This window comes from Corynebacterium tardum (genome assembly GCF_046717785.1).
In the GTDB taxonomy this organism is placed as follows: Bacteria; Actinomycetota; Actinomycetes; order Mycobacteriales; family Mycobacteriaceae; genus Corynebacterium.
The window spans coordinates 2,401,881-2,419,052 of record NZ_CP177104.1; the positions used below are offsets into that span (position 1 = coordinate 2,401,881).

At 65.3% G+C, this 17,172-nt stretch carries 14 protein-coding genes and 1 pseudogene; 6 read left to right on the top strand and 9 right to left on the bottom strand.

The window, feature by feature from the left end; genetic code table 11:
• A complete protein-coding gene (locus tag ACLI1P_RS11615; RefSeq protein ID WP_411708941.1) occupies positions 1–1,464 on the top strand; it encodes a phospholipase D-like domain-containing protein in 1,464 nt (487 codons plus the stop codon).
• On the opposite strand, the gene ACLI1P_RS11620 is transcribed toward ACLI1P_RS11615, so the two are convergent.
• Genes ACLI1P_RS11620 through ACLI1P_RS11645 form a run of 6 tightly spaced genes read right to left on the bottom strand, consistent with a single transcriptional unit; the run spans position 1,436 to position 4,871 of the window.
• Complete coding sequence (locus ACLI1P_RS11620) at positions 1,436–1,903, bottom strand: hypothetical protein (RefSeq protein WP_411708942.1); 468 nt, start codon at positions 1,901–1,903, stop codon at positions 1,436–1,438. The genes ACLI1P_RS11615 and ACLI1P_RS11620 overlap by 29 nt on opposite strands.
• A gap of 15 nt (positions 1,904–1,918) precedes the next feature.
• The gene (locus ACLI1P_RS11625; protein ID WP_411708943.1) at positions 1,919–2,485 is read right to left on the bottom strand and encodes an MFS transporter; all 567 of its coding nucleotides are present in this window, start codon (positions 2,483–2,485) and stop codon (positions 1,919–1,921) included.
• A gap of 15 nt (positions 2,486–2,500) precedes the next feature.
• Entirely contained in the window at positions 2,501–2,629 is a 129-nt protein-coding gene (locus ACLI1P_RS11630) for a hypothetical protein (RefSeq protein ID WP_411708944.1), read from the bottom strand.
• Entirely contained in the window at positions 2,626–3,390 is a 765-nt protein-coding gene (locus tag ACLI1P_RS11635; RefSeq protein ID WP_411708945.1) for an ABC transporter permease, read from the bottom strand. The genes ACLI1P_RS11630 and ACLI1P_RS11635 overlap by 4 nt, the downstream gene beginning before the upstream one ends.
• Positions 3,390–4,343 (bottom strand): ABC transporter ATP-binding protein, encoded by a 954-nt coding sequence (locus ACLI1P_RS11640; RefSeq protein ID WP_411708946.1) that lies wholly within the window; start codon positions 4,341–4,343, stop codon positions 3,390–3,392. The genes ACLI1P_RS11635 and ACLI1P_RS11640 overlap by 1 nt, the downstream gene beginning before the upstream one ends.
• Before the next feature lie 39 nt (positions 4,344–4,382).
• Entirely contained in the window at positions 4,383–4,871 is a 489-nt protein-coding gene (locus ACLI1P_RS11645) for an NUDIX domain-containing protein (RefSeq protein WP_411708947.1), read from the bottom strand.
• 48 nt (positions 4,872–4,919) lie between these two features.
• Here ACLI1P_RS11645 and ACLI1P_RS11650 point away from each other — a divergent pair, with 48 nt between their 5' ends.
• From ACLI1P_RS11650 to ACLI1P_RS11660, 3 genes are read left to right on the top strand one after another with little or no spacing between them, the layout of a single operon-like run.
• On the top strand, positions 4,920–6,356 hold the full coding sequence (locus ACLI1P_RS11650; RefSeq protein ID WP_411708948.1) for a hypothetical protein: 1,437 nt from the start codon (positions 4,920–4,922) through the stop codon (positions 6,354–6,356).
• Positions 6,356–7,444 carry a glutamate ABC transporter substrate-binding protein gene (locus tag ACLI1P_RS11655; RefSeq protein WP_411708949.1) on the top strand — a complete coding sequence of 363 codons (1,089 nt, stop codon included), beginning with the start codon at positions 6,356–6,358 and terminating at the stop codon, positions 7,442–7,444. Before ACLI1P_RS11650 ends, ACLI1P_RS11655 begins: the two co-directional genes overlap by 1 nt.
• Entirely contained in the window at positions 7,441–10,110 is a 2,670-nt protein-coding gene (locus ACLI1P_RS11660; protein WP_411708950.1) for a tetratricopeptide repeat protein, read from the top strand. The genes ACLI1P_RS11655 and ACLI1P_RS11660 overlap by 4 nt, the downstream gene beginning before the upstream one ends.
• 28 nt (positions 10,111–10,138) lie before the next feature.
• Here the strand turns inward: ACLI1P_RS11660 and ACLI1P_RS11665 are convergent, their stop codons facing one another.
• Both ACLI1P_RS11665 and pta read right to left on the bottom strand, forming a co-directional pair.
• Positions 10,139–11,359: an acetate kinase gene (locus tag ACLI1P_RS11665; protein WP_411708951.1), complete on the bottom strand. Its 1,221-nt coding sequence runs from the start codon at positions 11,357–11,359 to the stop codon at positions 10,139–10,141.
• Entirely contained in the window at positions 11,360–12,724 is a 1,365-nt protein-coding gene (pta, locus tag ACLI1P_RS11670; RefSeq protein WP_411708952.1) for a phosphate acetyltransferase, read from the bottom strand. It abuts the gene before it with no gap.
• 333 nt (positions 12,725–13,057) lie between these two features.
• On the opposite strand from pta, the pseudogene ACLI1P_RS11675 reads away from it, so the two are divergent.
• A pseudogene (locus ACLI1P_RS11675) lies at positions 13,058–15,165 on the top strand (glucose PTS transporter subunit IIA).
• Positions 15,166–15,290: 125 nt separating this feature from the next.
• The gene (locus tag ACLI1P_RS11680; RefSeq protein WP_411708953.1) at positions 15,291–16,118 is read left to right on the top strand and encodes a PRD domain-containing protein; all 828 of its coding nucleotides are present in this window, start codon (positions 15,291–15,293) and stop codon (positions 16,116–16,118) included.
• A 6-nt stretch (positions 16,119–16,124) separates the two neighbouring features.
• On the opposite strand, the gene ACLI1P_RS11685 is transcribed toward ACLI1P_RS11680, so the two are convergent.
• Positions 16,125–17,123, bottom strand: coding sequence for a class F sortase (locus ACLI1P_RS11685; RefSeq protein ID WP_411708954.1), 999 nt, complete (start codon positions 17,121–17,123; stop codon positions 16,125–16,127).
• Between the last annotated feature and the right edge of the window lie 49 nt (positions 17,124–17,172).

Below are 17,172 nucleotides of genomic sequence, written 5' to 3' on the forward strand. Positions count from 1 at the left end.
ATGAACTTAAACATCGACCTCTCCATGTGGCAGCTCGTACTGCTGATCATCGACTACGGAATCAAAATCATCGCCATCGGCGTGGTCCCGGAGGGCCGCCGCCCGTCCAGCTCCACCGCCTGGCTGCTCGCCATTCTGGTGCTGCCGATTGTGGGCCTGCCGCTCTTCCTCCTCATGGGCTCGCCGTACATCAACCGGCGCCGCCACCGCATCCAGCAGGAGGCCAACGAGCTCATCAGCGACGTCACCGCCTCCACCCCCAATCACCCCGAGGGGCGCCTGTCCTCCGAGGTCGAGTCCCTCATCCAGCTCAACCGCAACCTCACCGGGCACCCGGCGCTCATCGGCCACAATATGGGCCTGCACGCCTCCTACAACGAGGCGATCCTGGCCATGGCCCGCGCCGTGGACCGAGCCGAGAAGTACGTGCTCATTGAGATCTATATCCAGTCCTGGGACGAGGTCACGGACGTCTTCTTCCAGTCCCTCAAGCGCGCCCGGGAGCGCGGCGTGGAGGTCAAGCTGCTGCTGGATCAGATCGGCAGCTACAAGTACAAGGGCTACCGCACGCTGGGCAAGCGCCTGACCGCCATCGACGTGGATTGGCGCCTCATGCTGCCTCTGCAGCTGCACAAGGGCCGCTTCCGCCGCCCGGACCTGCGCAACCACCGCAAGATCGTGGTCATCGACGGCAACACCGGCTTCTTGGGGTCGATGAACATGATCAAGCGCCAGTACAAGACTAAAGACCGCGCGTGGATCGATTACATGGTGGAGCTCACCGGCCCCGTGGTGACCTCGCTGGCCGCGGTGTTCGCGGTGGACTGGTATCTGGAGTCCGAGGAACAGCTCTCCCTGGACATGCAGCCCTACGACGACGCCGTGACTGCCGACGCCAACCACCTCCAGCTCGTGCCGTCTGGCCCCGGCTACACGACGGAACCGAACCTGCGCATGTTCAACTCGGTGGTCCACCACGCCAAGGAAAAACTGGTGATGTGCTCGCCCTACTTCATCCCGGACGAGTCCCTGCTGGAAGCGGTGACCACGGCCTGCTACCGCGACGTGGAGGTCCACCTGCTCGTCTCCGCCAAGGCCGACCAGTTCATGGTCAACCACGCACAGTCCTCCTACTACCAGGCCCTGTTGGAGGCCGGCGTGCGGATTTTCCAGTTCCCGGAGCCCTTCGTGCTGCACTCCAAGTTCATCCTGGCGGACCCCAACCTGCCAAACCGTGACCCGTTGTGCATGTTCGGCTCCTCCAACATGGACATGCGCTCCTTTGGCCTGAACTACGAATCCACCATGCTCGTGGCCAAGGGCAATCTCATCGAGGACTTCACCCAATTGGCCCTCAACTACAAGCAGGTCTGCCACGAGCTCACCTTGGAGGAGTGGAACGAGCGCGGCCTGTTGCGCCGCTACGTGGACAACGTCATGCGCCTGACCTCGGCGCTGCAGTAGCGCGGGAAAGGCGGGCAGAGGCTAGCAGCCCGCACAGCGACACGCAGGCGCAGGCCACCATACCCAGCGCCATGGTGCGCGCCGCATTGGAGCCCAACCCCATGAGCGGGCTGATGGAGCTAGCGAGCAGGGATTGGCCGAAGCCCATGATGGCCGACACGCTGCCGGCGCGAGAGCGCATCAGCCCGGTGGCCAAGGCGGTGGCGTTGCCCATGATGAAGCCGGTGGGCGCGATGCACACGAAGAGCGCGATGAGGCTTAGCCACACCGGCGCGCCCGCGACAATGCTCAGCAGCAGGAGCACCGCGCACACCAGCACGCCCACCACGCCCACGCGCAGAATGAATGCCGGCGACACCGAGTCCATGGCGCGGGAGTTGACCACGGTAGCGGCAAAGAGGCCGAGGGAATTCACGCCGAAGACGAGCGAATAGCCCACCTCCGAAAAGCCCCACTAGTTCTGCAGCACGAACGACGACGCCGAGATGTAGCAGAACATGGCGCAGAAGCCGAAGGCCATGGTGACCAGGTAGCCCCACACCCGGGCATTGGTGAGCACCGCCCAGTAGTTACCCGCCATCGCGCGGAAGACGCCAGAACTCGAGCGCCCGCCAGCGGTCTCCGGAACGACGACAATGGCCAGCAGGAGCTGCAGGGCATGCAGGCCTGCCAGCGCCCAGAAGATGCCGCGCCAGCCCAAAGGCTCCGCCAGCACGCCGCCCAGAATCGGGGCCACCGCCGGAGCGATTCCCTGCAGCGCCATGAGCAGCGAATAGGCCTTGGCCGCCGCAGCGCCCTGGAGAAGATCCGGCACGACCGCGCGGGCGAGTACCACGCACGCCCCGCCGCCGAGGCCTTGGAGCACGCGGGCTACGACGAGGACGAGGGCGCTCGGCGCCAAGGCCGCCAGCGCGGAGGCAAGCAGCGCCACGGCGGCGCCGAGGATGAGGAGACGCTTGCGCCCGACGACGTCCGAGAGCGGACCAATCAACAGCTGACCCACGCCCATGCCGATGAACAATCCGGAGATAGTCAGCTACACCATTGACCGGGTGGTGTCCAGGTCCTCCATAATTGCCGGCATGACCGGCAGGTACATATCAGTGGCAAAAGGCGCCGTTGCGGACAACAGCGCCAGGGTTGCAAGAAGCGGGAGGGGAATCACGCGTCGCGCTTCTCCAGCAGGATCACGCCGATAATCCACAACACGATCGCCCACGCAAAGAAGATAAGCGCGGAGATGCCCGGGGAATCCCACGGCACGGTGTCCGGCACCGAGTTATTGAGCCACCGGTTCAGCGCGGTAATGGGCAGGTAGTCCACAATCTTCTCGCCCACGCGCGGCAGGAACATAATGGCGTTTTCGAGAGCCAAGTACCAGATGAGCGCCAGTGCCACAGCACCAGAGGTCTGGCGCAGCAGCAGGCCCAGGGCCTGACCGAAGAGCACGATGCCAAAGGCTTCGAGGGGGTAGGTCCACAGCATGCGCTTCGCATCCCCATCGGAGAAGGGGCGGAAGGCCTCTGCCGCCGAGGCGTTTGCGGTGCTGTCCGCCAACACGAAGATATACACCAGCCCGAAGAAGGCGATAAGCGCGGCAATTGCGCCGTACAAGACCAGCTTGGCCAGGGCGACGCTCCAGCGATGCGGGTTCGCCAGGAAAGTGATGGTTTGGGTCTTGTGGCCGTATTCCGTGGTGACGACCATGATGCCTTGGATCATCATGATGGGCACGCCCAAGAAGATGATGACCGCTCCCAACGAGCTGGCCTGGAGGGGACTTACTCCGAGGACTGCCTCACCGGCGTTCATGGAAATGATGAGCGTCGACAGCGTGATGATGGCAAAGATAAGCCCGGTGGTCCACCAGAAGGTCTTTGTCGTGCGCAGCTTGGTCCACTCCGCATGCAGCGTGTTGATAAACATTAGCTCTGCGCTCCTTCCTGCGCGCCGGCCGCGTCGAATTGCGTGGCGTGGTATTGCACGGACTGGTTCGTCCGTTTCACAAAGGCCTCCTCCAGTGAGGCGCGGTGTAGCGAGAGCTCCGAGAGCGGCACGCCCGTGGAGTGCGCCAGCTGGCCAATGTAGTCCGTGGTCTGCTCCGGGATGACCAGCGTGGGCCGCTGCTCCTCATCGAGAGACTCGCTAAAGCCCACCCCAGCCTCCTGCAGCGCGGAGGCGAAGGCCGGAAGGTGCTCCGAGCGCACGATGACAGAGGCGCTAGAGTTGTCTTTGACAAAGTCATACGTGCGCTGGTCCGCCACCAGGCGGCCCTGGCCAATGACCACGAGGTGGTCCGCGGTCTGCGCCATCTCCGAGAGCAGGTGGGAGGAGATGAGCACCGTGCGGCCTTCCGCCGCCAGTGCTCGCACCAGCATGCGCACCCACCGGATTCCCTCCGGGTCTAGGCCGTTGACCGGCTCATCCAGGATCAGCACGCCCGGATCCCCCAACAGTGCCGCGGCTAGGCCGAGGCGCTGCCCCATGCCGAGGGAGAAGCCACCGGCTTTCTTACCGGCAACGTCGGACAACCCCACCAGCCCCAGTACCTCGTCCACGCGGGAGGTCGGAATACCGTTGGACTGCGCCATCCACTTCAGGTGGTTCGCGGCGGAGCGGTTGGAGTGCACCGCCTTGGCATCCAAGAGGGCGCCTACCTCCCGCAGCGGATTGCGGAGCTCACGATAGGGTTTTCCGTTGATTCGCGCGGATCCTGCGGTGGGCTTGTCCAGCCCCAGGATCATGCGCATGGTGGTGGACTTGCCCGCGCCGTTTGGCCCCAAGAAGCCGGTCACTTGCCCCGGCTTCACCTGGAAGGTGAGGTCATCCACGGCGCGCACAGACCCATACTGTTTTGTCAGTCCGGCTACGTCAATCATGCCCACTAGCGTGCCACACCCGCCGGACACACGCGCGCTTTAGCTGTTCAGCTCCTCTAAGCGCGCCAGAACGCCGGGCAGCGCGGACCGAAACGGCCCCAGAAGGTTGAGGGAGTCCACGTCGGAGAAAGCAACCCAGCGCAGTTCGGTGGATTCTTCATTTGCAGTGGTGTCCAAGCACTGCCCCGACACCGTCCGCGCCAGCACCGTAGTGTAGGTCCATCCGCCGTCGAAAGGCCCGGCCGTCACCATCGAGTCGAGCACGTCGACGTCCGCGGCTGCGATGCCGGTCTCCTCTGTGGTCTCCCGCAGCGCCGCCTCTACCGCCGTCTCTGGTTTATCGCGCGCCCCGCCGGGAATTCCCCACGTATCGCCGTGATTAGTCCACGCCGCGCGGTGCTGAAGCAGAACCTGGTCCCCCGCCACGAGGAAGAGCCCCGCCGCGCCAAACTTGCCCCACACCGGCACGCCGCCAGGGCCCGTGGCCCAACCGTCGCCGGAGAGTTCTGGGTTTACGCGTGTACACATGCCTCCAATCTATACCCACTTTTCCGTCAAGGGCGCTATCCTAAGGGAATGACCGGCCCGGCCACCGAACAGCGCGAGCACACGCCCGATACGTGGGGCGATCACTGGCTCGATGAGGTCACCGAGCCCGCAACTCCCGCCTTTAACCGCCCCACCCAGCTGGCCATGAGCTCCTTCGCCGGCCCGGCGCGCGTGTTGAAGCGGCTCTATAGCTTCGCCTCCACCACCCCGGGCAAGCTCTTTGGCGTCACGCTCATCCTCACCGTGGCCTTGGCCGCGGCGGGTTTTTCCATGTCCTCCTCCTCGGCCGCGCGGCACGACGATTTGGATACACTGCTCTCCTCCACCGAGCCGATGTCGAACGCGGCGCACCACCTCTACACCAATCTGTCCCTGGCGGACACGGTGGCTACCACCGGCTTCGTGCAGGCCGGCGTGGAATCGAAGAGCAACCGCGAGCGCTATAACGCGGCTATCGACGCCGCCTCGGTCGCCGCCACTCAATCCGTCGTCGGTAGCTCGGAGGAGGACGAGCGCGTGCGCGAGCTGGTCACCTTTATCCAGCGGGAGCTACCCGTCTACACCGCCCTGGTGGAAAAGGCCCGGGTCAACCACCGCGCGGGTAACGCGGTGGCGAACTCCTACATGTCTAATGCGTCGGCGCTCATGCGCACCCAGATCCTGCCCGCGGCCTCGGAGCTCTTCGCGCTGACCTCGGAGAAGGTCTCCCACCAGCAGCAGCGGCTTACTCGCCCGCAGTGGGTGCCGCTGTCCGGGCTAGTCGCGGCTCTCATCTTCCTAGGGCTGGCGCAGTGGTGGCTCTGGCGGCTGACCCGCCGCCGCCTCAACCGCGGTTTCGTCGCGGCCACGGTGCTGCTCTTTACCGCCTTGGTGTGGGCGGCCGGCGCCAACCTGGCCACGTGGGCCTCCGGCCACCAGGGGTTTGAGACTGTCTCGCGCCCGTGGGATTCCCTCACCGCCTCCCGCATTGAGGCGCAGCAGATGCGCACCTCGGAGACCTTGGCGCTTGTCATGCGCTCCTCCCAACAGGACATGACGGTGCACTTCGACTCCACGGTCTACTCCGTGGACCAGGCGCTGCGGGACTACGAGGACGCTCTAGGCGGCGACCCGGAGGTCACCCCCAACCCGGAGCTCATCCCGCAGGCCCAACAGGCCGTGGAGGATTGGACCACCACGCACGACAGCTTCATGGCGGACCTGTCTGCGGGCGATTACGACTCCGCGGTGTATCAGGCCACGGCCATTGACCAGGACGGCGATCCGACCGCAGCTAGTGCCTTCAACGCCGTGGATAACTCGCTGGCAGCTCTCATTGACCAAGCCCGCGCCGCCATGCGCAACTACCTGGTGCAGGGCCTCAACGCCATGACGCTGGTGTCCACGGGCGTGTCCCTGGCCACCTTCGGCGCCATCATCGCGGTGTGGCTGGGCATTCGTCCGCGCCTGCAGGAGTACCTCTAATGCGCGTACCCAGCCTTATCCCCGCCGCGCCAGCACCAGCCACAGCCCGCGCCGCAGTCCCAGTCACAGTCACAGCAACTGTCACGCTCGCCGCCACCGTGCTGGCCGGCTGTACTCCCTCGGCCCCGCCGCCGCCCCAGCCCATTGTCGCCCCCAGCGCCAACCTGGAGGCCACGCCTGGCCCGCCGCTGCCGGAGGACGCCATCATTGAACCCGCCGGCACGGGCGAGCCCGCCAAGGACAGCGGCGAAGAGGCGGAGGGTTCCTACCGCCCCGATGACAAGACCCCGGAGGAGCGCGTGCCGGAGATCCGCAAGCGCGGCCGGCTCATCGTGGGCGTTGACCGCTCGAATAACCTGCTTAGCTACCGCGACACCGCCACCGGTGAGGTCCGCGGCTTCGAGGTGGACATTGCCCGGGAGGTGGCCCGCGATATTTTTGGGGACCCCAACAAGGTGGACTTCCGCTTCGTGGAGGCTTCGGACCGCTCGAAGGCGCTCAATGACCGGACCGTGGACATTGTCATCCGCACCATGACCATTAGCCCGAAGCGCCAGCGCGAGGTGGCCTTTTCCATCCCGTATATGAAGACGGATGCCCGCATGCTGGTGCTGAAGAACTCTGGCATCACCTCCATCGAGGACACGGCGGGTCTAACCCTGTGCGCGGTCAAGGGCTCCACCATGGTGGACGCCATCCGCCGGCACGCGCCGTCTGCGGACATCCTGGAAACGCGCGCATGGGGCGACTGCCTCATGTCCCTGCAGCTGGGTCAGGCCGATGGCATCGTGGTGGATGACGCGCTCCTAGCCGGCATGCTGGCGCAGGATTCCTACACCGAGATCGTGGGCAGCCCCGTGGAGACGCAGAACTATGGGGTGGCGGTGCGCAAGCCGGATGCTGCCTACGATTCGCGCCCGCTCATCCGCCAAATCAATTCCACGCTGGAGCGCATCAGGGAGGACGGGACGTGGTCGCGGCTTTTCACCACGTGGCTGGGGGATTACATGGACAAGCCCACGCTGCCGGCCCCGAAGTACCGCGCTGAGACGCCGCCGAGCACCACCAGGGAGGATGAGAAGCCATGACGCAGAGCTTTAGCGAAGACGAGCTGGACCACCTCACCCCGGAGGAACACGAGGACCCGAAGGACCGCGACGCCGCGGCTCTCGACGCCACCGCGGCTGTCCCCTTCGATCCCTTCGCGGACGAGGACGGCGACGGCGACGAGGCCATCGACGGGGCAGGCGCCGAGGGCGGTGCAAGGACCGACCCCCACAGCTCAGAAGTCGCGGGTGAAGCCGACGCCTCCGACCGAACCGCGGCCGTGCCCTACGATCCCTTCGCGGACGAGGACGACACGGACGCCTCCTTCGTCCTGCCCAGCCCCGACCAATCAGACGCCACGGCCGCCACGCAGCACCCTACCGGCGCGAGCAGTGCGAGCGGTGCAACCGGCGCGAGCAGTGCGAGCGGTGCAACCGGCGCCAGCGGCGCCAGCGGCGCTCCCGGCGCTGCCGATGAGGCCTACGAGGACTCCGACAACATCGCCGCGCTCATCGCGGAGCTGGGGCAGCTGCGTGATCGCCGCAAGGCGGAGGACCCCTCCCGCGCCTCGCGCCGCCGCGCGCTCGATACCTTCCGCCAGCGCCGCTCCACCAAGCGCACCGACCGTGAGGTGGCGGACGGCATGGCCACCCTGCCCTTCGTGGTGCCCGGTAACCCGGCGGATGCCCTGGTGGACCCGCAGGATTCCCCCACCATCGCCCCGCCGCAACTGCAGCCGGGAGACATGGTGGCCGGCCAATACGAGATCCTGGGCGTCTTGGCCCACGGCGGCCTGGGCTGGATTTACCTGGCTAACGATCATTTCGTCTCCGGGCGCATTGTGGTGCTCAAGGGCATGCAGTCAGAGAAGTCCGCGGAGGAGACCGCCACGGCGGAGGCGGAGCGCGAGTTCTTGGCGGATATTACCCACCCGAACATCGTGAAGATTTTCAACTTCATCGATGATCCCCGCGTCCCCGGCGGCTTCATCGTCATGGAGTACGTGGGCGGGCCCTCGCTGAAGAATCGGCGCAACGGCCAGCCGGGGGATTGCTTCCCGGTGGACACCGCCATTGCCTACATCCTGGAGATCCTGCCCGCCCTGGACTACCTGCACGCCCGCGGGGTGGTCTACAACGACTTGAAGCCCTCCAACATCATCGTCACCGAGGACCAGGTCAAGCTCATTGACCTGGGCGCGGTGTCCGGCATTGGCGCCTTCGGCCACATCTACGGCACGCAGGGCTTTCAGGCCCCGGAGATTGCCACGCAGGGCCCGTCGGTAGCCAGCGATATCTACACTATCGGCCGCACCTTGGCCTGCCTGGTGCTCAAGCTGCCGGTGGAGGACGGCGTGTACAAACCGGGTCTGCCCTCCCCCGCGGAGGAACCGCTACTGCGCCGCTACCTGTCCTTCTACCGCCTGCTGCTGCGGGCCACGGACCCGGATCCGGACAAGCGCTTCCGCTCCGTGGCGGAGCTGCGGGACCAGCTCTTCGGCGTGCTCCGGGAGGTTATCGCGCTGCGGGACGGCATCCAGCATCCCGCTCAGCACTCGGCCTTTTCCCCGCAGCGTACGACGTTTGGCACCAAGCACCTGGTGTTCCGCACGGACCAGCTCATCGACGGCATCGACCGCACCGTGCGCATCACCGCTCCCGAGGTGGTTTCGGCCCTGCCCACGCCGCTCATCATCCGCTCTGACGTGGGCGCCTCGCTGCTCCAGGGCTCGTCCTATACCGAGCCGCAGGAGGCCCTGGAGACCCTCCGCCAAGCCATGCAGACCCCGGAGTACGAGGAGTCTGAGGAGATTCCGCTGGGCGTGGTGCGTGCGATGATTGACCTGGGCTACATCGGCCAGGCCCGCGAGTGGCTGAAGTCCATCGAGGACCGCCTGGGCAACGACTGGCGCTTCCACTGGTATTCGGGCGTGGCGGAGTTGCTGCTGGACAAGTACCGCGAGGCCCAGGTTCACTTTGCCCGCGTTTTAGATATTCTGCCTGGTGAGGCCGCCCCCAAGCTGGCTATTGGTGCGGTCAATGAATTGATCCTGCAACAATTGGGTTACTCAGAAGCGGCGCTTATCGACGCCGCAGTGGCCCGCGCCTGCGCCAACCTCACCACCTCGCTGGCTGATTTGCCGAGCGAGGACTTCGCAAAGCAGCCCGGCATCTGGGACCACGTCACCGAGGACCCGGCGCACCTGCGCTTTAACTCTTTGCGGCTCTACGGCATTGTGTGGGCGACGAACCCGACGACAGTCTCCTCCGCCTTCGGCCTGGCCCGCCAGCTGCGCGCGGAGCACCAGGTGGAGCTGGCCGTGGCCACCTTGGACCGCGTGCCTAACGCCTCCCGGCACCACCGCATGGCGCGCCTGACCACGATTCTGCAGCTTATCGTCCACGATCTCTCGGAATCCCGCATCCGGCGTGCCGCACGCCGCCTGGAGGAGATCCCGCAGAACGAGCCGCGCTTTCTACAGATCAAGATCGCCGTCATCTCGGCCGCGCTGACCTTCTTGCGCGAGGCCGATCTCGACGCCTCGGCCTCCCCCAACGATCTCTTCGAGTTCCCCTTTACCCAGCGCGGCCTGCGCTACGGCCTGGCGGATACGCTGCGCGCGCTGGCCCGCCAGGCGCCCTTCTCGCGCCACCGCTACGCGCTGGTGGACCTGGCCAATAAGGTCCGCCCAGTCACGCTCTTCTAGCAGCCCCGGCGCGGGGGAGGGCAACCGGCTAGTACAGGCCCGCCTCGCGCGCCATGGCGGCAATGCCCGCGGCCTTCTGGGCAATCGCCAACTCCTCGTTGGTGGGAACCACGAAGACCTTGACCTGGGAGTCCGCGGTAGAAATCATGCGCGGCTCCTTGGAGCGCACCAGGTTGGCTTCCTTGTCGAAGTCAATGCCGTACATGTCCAGGTTGTACAGCGAATCCTGGCGAACCTCGGTGTCGTTCTCGCCCACGCCGGCGGTGAACGTAATCGCGTCCACGCGGCCGAGCGCAATCATGTAGGAGCCGATGAAGCGGCGCAGCTGGTGGATGTAGATGTTGTAGGCCAGCCAGGCGTCCTGGTCCTCGTTGTTGATGCGCTCACGCAGCACGCGGAAGTCGTTGACGCCCGCAATGCCCTTCACACCGGACTGCTTGTTGAGCAGGGTATCGATCTCGTCGATGGACATGCCCGCCTGACGCGAGAGGTGGAAGATGATGCCCGGGTCGATGTCACCGGAACGGGTGCCCATGGCCAGGCCGGCCAGCGGGGTCAGGCCCATCGAGGTATCGATCGGGCGGCCGTTGCGGATCGCCGCCGCGGACGCGCCGTTGCCCAGGTGGAGGGTGATCTGGTGCGTGTGATTGGGATCGCGGCCGAGCAGCGCCGGCACCTGCTGGGAGACGAACTCGTGGGAGGTGCCGTGGAAGCCGTAGCGGCGAATGTCGTACTGCGAGGCCACGTCGTTGTTGATGGCGTACAGGGCGGCCGCCGGTGGGAGGCGGTTGAAGAAGGCCGTATCGAAGACCGCCACGTGCGGGATGTCCGGCAGGAGCTTCCGGGCGACGCGGATGCCGTCCAGGTTGGCCGGGTTGTGCAGCGGGGCCAGCGGAATGAGGTCCTCAATCATGGACTCGATCTGGTCCACGATGAGCTGGGGTTCACTAAACAGGCGGCCGCCGTGCACGACACGGTGGCCCACCGCGATAACCTCCACGTCCGTCGGGCCCACGTGGTGCTCGTGCATGATGCTAAACGCACGGTCGAGGCCGAAGGAGTGGGTTGGAATCTCCAGCTCTTCCTTGTATTCCTCTCCGCCGGTCTTCACGGTGACCGCGCCCTGCGGCTCGCCCACCTGCTCCACCAGGCCGGAGACCAGCGGGGTGTCGGTGGCGGAGCTTTCCGGGTCTACCAGCTGGAATTTGACGGAGGACGAGCCCGAGTTGAGAACGAGTACGTACGCCATTTACTTCACTCCTGCCTGGATTGCGGTGATGGCCACCGTGTTGATGATGTCCGGCACCGTGGCGCCACGGGAGAGGTCATTGACCGGCTTGTTCAGGCCCTGCAGAATCGGGCCCACGGCCAGGGCGCCACCGGTGCGCTGTGCGGTCTTGTAGCCGATGTTGCCGGCCTCCAGGTCCGGGAAGACAAAGACGTTGGCCTGGCCTGCCACCGGGGACTCCGGGGCCTTCTTGGCGGCCACGCCGGCATCACACGCAGCGTCGAACTGCAGCGGGCCGTCCACGGCCACGGACGCGTCGATGTTCTTGGCGGCCTCCACGGCCGCGGTCACCTTCTCCACGTCCGGGCCAGCGCCGGAGGTGCCGGTGGAGTAGGACAACAGCGCCACGCGCGGGTCGATGCCGAACTGGGAGGCGGTCTGCGCCGACACGATGGCGATTTCTCCGAGCTGCTCCGGGGTCGGGTTCGGGTTCACCGCGCAGTCACCGAAGGCCCACAGACGCCCCGGCATGACCATAAGGAAGATGGAGGAGACCACGGAGGCTTCCGGCTTGGTCTTGATGATCTGGAAGGAGGGCTTGATGGTGTGTGCGGTGGTGTGGGCGGCGCCGGAGACCATGCCGTCCGCCAGGCCCTTGTGCACCATCATGGTGGCGAAGTAGGACACGTCCTGCATGGTTTCGCGCGCCTGCTCCAGGGTGACACCCTTCTTCTTGCGCAGCTCCGCGAAGTCCGCGGCGAATTCTTCTGCCAGCGGGGACTCGAGGTGGTTGATGATCTCCACCCCGTCCAGGTTGATGCCCAGTTCCTGTGCGCGCTTCTCGACGTTCTCATCGCCCAGAATCGTCAGCTTCGCCACCTTGCCCTTGATGAGCTCACCGGCCGCCTCGAGGATGCGATCATCCTCGCCCTCCGGCAGGACAATGTGGGCCCCGACCTCGCGGGCCTTACCCAGCAGCTGCTTCTGGAAGAGCTCGGCGCACATGCGCGGCTCAACGTCCTCCTGGGAGGCGAGGGCGCCGGGGATCGAGGAGACGTCGGTAAGCGCGCCCACCACGGTTGCCCCCACCGAGCGCGCGTGATCCAGCGCCAGCTCCGCGGTGCGGGCAGGCGCGTTGGAGATGAGCACGAAGGGCAGGCCCAGGGCGGCTGCCGCCTTGGCGTCGAAATCCACGACGCCGGTGCCCTGGAGGATCAGGTTGCCCTCCGGGACGTTCTCAAGGACAGTACCGAGGTCCGTGCCCAAATCATCTACCTGCGCGAAGGTGGCCTCCAGCTCGGATGCCACGGACTGGATGTCGAGGCCGTCGAAGCCGCGCCCGATGACGCTAACGAATGCGGAAGTGCGTGAAGACTTGGCGGTCATGTAGAACCTTTCTCTGCATGCAAGGCGTGTACCCGCGCTCACATTGTGGGCACACAGTGACAGTTTCAGAGTACTGGAGGCCGCCACTAAACGCCGCTTCAGAAATCCGCGACATGCCCGTTACGCACCCCCACTTGCCCGCTTAAGTGCGGGATCTCACAGGGCTTGCGCAGCGTGATGACAACGGCGTAAGCTCCTTATCAGGATTGTTACTTCGGGCAAGACCTAGGCTCCCCGCTCTTAGCCGCGCGGGGATGGTTCGCTATGAACCATTACGGCCTAGGTCTTTTGTGGTTTTTTACGCCCAGCCCGCTTACCCGCGAAAGGACTGACATGTCGACTGAAGTTCGCTCGCCAGCTGAAGCCATCATCGATGGCATCGGCGGAGCGGAGAACGTCACCTCGCTCACGCACTGCGCCACGCGCCTGCGCTTTGAGCTGGCTGATGCCTCCAAAGCAAACAAGGAAGCACTCGAGGCGAACCCCAAGGTTATGGGCGCTGTGCCGCAGGGTGGTCGCAACTACCAGGTGGTCATCGGCGGTGACGTCGCCACTGTCTACGACCAGATCATGGCCCTTCCCCAGATGAAGAACGCCGGCGAGTCCGACGGGCGCTCCAACGACGACGTCAAGGCCGCCGCACGCGCCAAGTCCAAGGGCAAGCTGCCGTGGATGGATACGTTCTTTGAGTACCTCTCGGATTCTTTCCGCCCCATCCTGGGCGTGCTGCTGGGCGCTTCCCTCATCATCGCTTTCGCCTCAGTTCTGGATGCCGCTGGTGTCGTGGACTTCCGGTCCCCGGATAAGCCGGCCTCCTGGTTCTTCGTCGACGCCATGTGGCGTTCCGTCTTCTTCTTCCTCCCGGTCATGGTGGCCTACAACGCCGGCAAGAAGCTGCGCATCGACCCGTGGGTCCCGGCCGCAGCCATGCTCGCGATGTTTACCCCGGAGTTTCCGGCCTGTCTGACAACCCCGCCGTGCAGTGTGTCACCAACGACACGCTGGCTGCTGAGCAGTGCTCCATCGATATCTTTGGCATGCCGATGCAGCTGCAGGACTACGGCGGAAACGTCTTCGTCCCGCTCATCATGGCTGCTGTGGCAGCGCTGTTCTACAAGGGCTTCCAGAAGATCATTCCGTCCGCGGTTCACATGGTCTTCGTCCCCTTCCTTACCTTGCTCTTCATCATCCCGCTGACGGCCTTCCTCATTGGCCCGTTCGGTGTGTGGGCCGGTAACGGCATTGGTGCGGGCCTGTCCTGGCTGAATGACACCGTCCCGTTCGTCTTCGCCCTAGCCATCCCGATGCTCTACCCGTTCCTCGTCCCGCTGGGCCTGCACTGGCCGCTTAACGCCCTCATGCTGGTCAATATCCAGACCCTGGGCTATGACTTCATCCAGGGCCCGATGGGCGCATGGAACTTCGCCTGCTTCGGCGCCACCGCTGGTGTGCTGGCACTGTCCATCCGCGACCACGACAGCGTAATGCGCCAGACCTCTGGCTCTGCTCTCCTGGCTGGCCTGCTTGGCGGTGTGTCTGAGCCTTCCCTCTACGGTATCCACCTGCGTTACAAGAGGATTTACCCGCGCATGCTGGTGGGCTGCTTTGCCGGCGGCCTCACCGTGGCGCTGCTGACCCTGGGTACGAACGGCATTACGACCGACGCCTTCGTCTTCACCTCCATCCTGACCATTCCGGTCTTCACCCCGATGGCTAAGTACGCCATCTCCATCGCCGTGGCCTTCGTCGTGGCCTTCCTGCTCATCTTCTTCACCGACTACCGCACCCCGGAGGAGCGCGCTGAGGCCAAGGCCGCCCGCGAAGCTGCCGAGAACGGTGAGGACACTGCAACCACCGAGAACACCGCGAACGCTGCCGCCCCGGCCGCCGGCGCCGCAGCCGGTGCTGGCGCAAGCGCTGCAGGCGCCGCTGACGCTCACGCCGCGGACTCCGCAGATTCCGCCGACGCTTCGGCCGCAGCCGGCACCACCGCTGACATCGCTTCCCCGGCCGAGGGCGACGTGGTCCCCATGGCGGACATCGATGACCCGGTCTTCTCCGCCGGCACGTTGGGTGATGGCGTAGGAATCGTGCCCGAGAACAACGAGGTCTACTCCCCCGTGAGCGGCACCGTGATGAGCGCTATGAAGTCCGGCCACGCCTACGGCATCAAGACTGCCGATGGCGTCGAGGTCCTGGTCCACATCGGCATCAACACCGTGAAGATGAAGGGCGACGGCTTCTCCCCGGCAGTCAAGAAGGGCGACACCGTCCAGAAGGGTGAGCTGCTGGCCACCGTGGACTTCGACAAGGTTCGCGCTGCGGGCTACGACACCACAATTGTCCTGGCAGTAACCAACACCAAGGCCCTTGCGGCCGTCACCCCGGCGGGCCTCAAGCACGCCGCTGCGGGCGATACGGTTATTACCGCCACCCACTAAAGAGCGCCCTCGCGCGCGTGCGCGAGCTGACCGACTAAGCTGGCACGATGTCTATCATCGTGGCCGGCTTTTGTCGTATCTGACAAACTTCCACCCGAACCAGACCGCAACAAGGAAGGTGTTTCGTGCAACTGCTGCGCGTGTTCAACAACAACGTCGTGCTCGCGCGGCGCGGTACGGAGGATGTCATCGTCACCGGCCGCGGCATCGGTTTCCAAGCCCAGCCGGGTGCTGAGGTGGATCCTGCCAAGGTGGTCAAGGTCTTCGTCCCCGACTCTGGGCGGGACCCGGATCACCTCGCCGCCATGATTGCCGGCATCCCCGGCGAGTACGTGCAGCTGGTCATTGACGCCATGCACCGCGTCGACATGCCGGAGACTCTACGCAACAAGCTCACCCTCGTCGTGGCCATCGCGGACCACGTCCACGGCGCCGTCACCCGCGGCGCCGCTATCTCCTACCCCTTGGAGGCCGAGGTCCGCCACCTCTACGCCGAGGACTTCACCCTGGCCAAGCAGCTGCTTGCCGCCATCAACGACGGCCTGCAGTCCCCGCTGGCCCCCGCGGAGGCCGTGGCGCTCACCTTGCATCTGGTCAACGCCGGTTTTGCCGTGGGGGATCTCTCCGGTACGTACCGCATGACGGGTCTCATCCAGCAGATTCTGGCGGTCATCGGCTCCCACAGCGGCACCACATTAGACAGCGAGGACATCTCCGTCGCCCGCTTCATCACGCACCTGCGCTACCTGTTCGTGCGCATGGCGGAGCACCAGCAGTTGGATTCCGATGACCGCCAGGTGGCCACCGCCATCTCCGCCCGCTACCCCGAGGCGGGCGAGACAGCCCAGATCGTGGCCAACCTGATCGAGCTGCGCCTCGACAGCGCGCTCACCCCCGATGAGGTCTCCTACCTGGCACTGCACATCGCGCGCCTGCAGGAGGCCTCCGTGTAACCCCCTTTAGGCAGCAGGAGCCTCAGCCGGGATTTCGCCCTCGGCACCGGCTGCGCCATCAGCGTCAGCCGCGCCCTCGGCGCCATCCGCAGGAGCCTCCACCGGCGCCACCGGCTCCGCCACGGTGATGATGTTGTCCTCGTAGCCCAGCTCGCCGCCGACAAACTTGCCGCCGCACGTGATGAGCACCAGGCGGTTCTCACCCTGCGAATCGTTGACTACATCGGGGAAACCGGAGCCCTTGGGCAGGCGGTACGGCGCCTCCGTCACGCGGAAGACGCGCTCCTCACCGTCGATGAAGACGGAGAATTCCTGGCCCTGCTCCAGGGTGGTGAACTTCTCCGCAAAGCCGGTGCCCTGGCCCTGGTAGTTAATGTGGCCGGTAATGACACTGGAGCCCACCGGGCCGGCCGTGCCGGGCACTGCCGATGCCGAGTACCAGCCCAGGCGCGTCACATCGCGCGGCGGCACGAGCATGCCCGTGTCAGAAACCTGGATTGGATCCACCGCGGCGTACTCCTCACCAATGCCCAGGGACATGGCCTCCATACCCTGGAACTGGCCCGGGGCGGCGTCGACCTCGCGGTCCTGCTCACCGGAGTCATCCACGAAGGGGTCGGAGTTGGTCGTCGTCGGCGACGCCTCTGCGCTTACCGACGTCTCCTCGGCCGCCTCTTCCTCTTCCGCGTCATCCTTGCCGCCCAGTCCCACGATGAGCTGGATCAGGATAACCAGGACTGCCAGCGCAGCGATTGCCGCGAGGAGGAGCTTCTTGTTGCCGCCCTTCTTCTCATCACTGCCCACCGGCGTGCTTGCCCCGGTGGGCTGGGCTGCTGCCTTCTCGCTGGAAGCCTCGTTAGTCGCCTCGACAGAGGCCTCAGCAGAATCCTCAGCACGATGCTTCGGCGTGTGCTCCGCCGGTTGTTCAGCCGACTGCTCAGCACCCGCGCCTTCTACTCTGTCCGGATCTACCGGGTGTGTGTTTCTATCTTCTTCGCCTGCCATGGCGCCTACTCCTAAATAACTAGATGCTGTTTATTTTTCTTCTTAGACA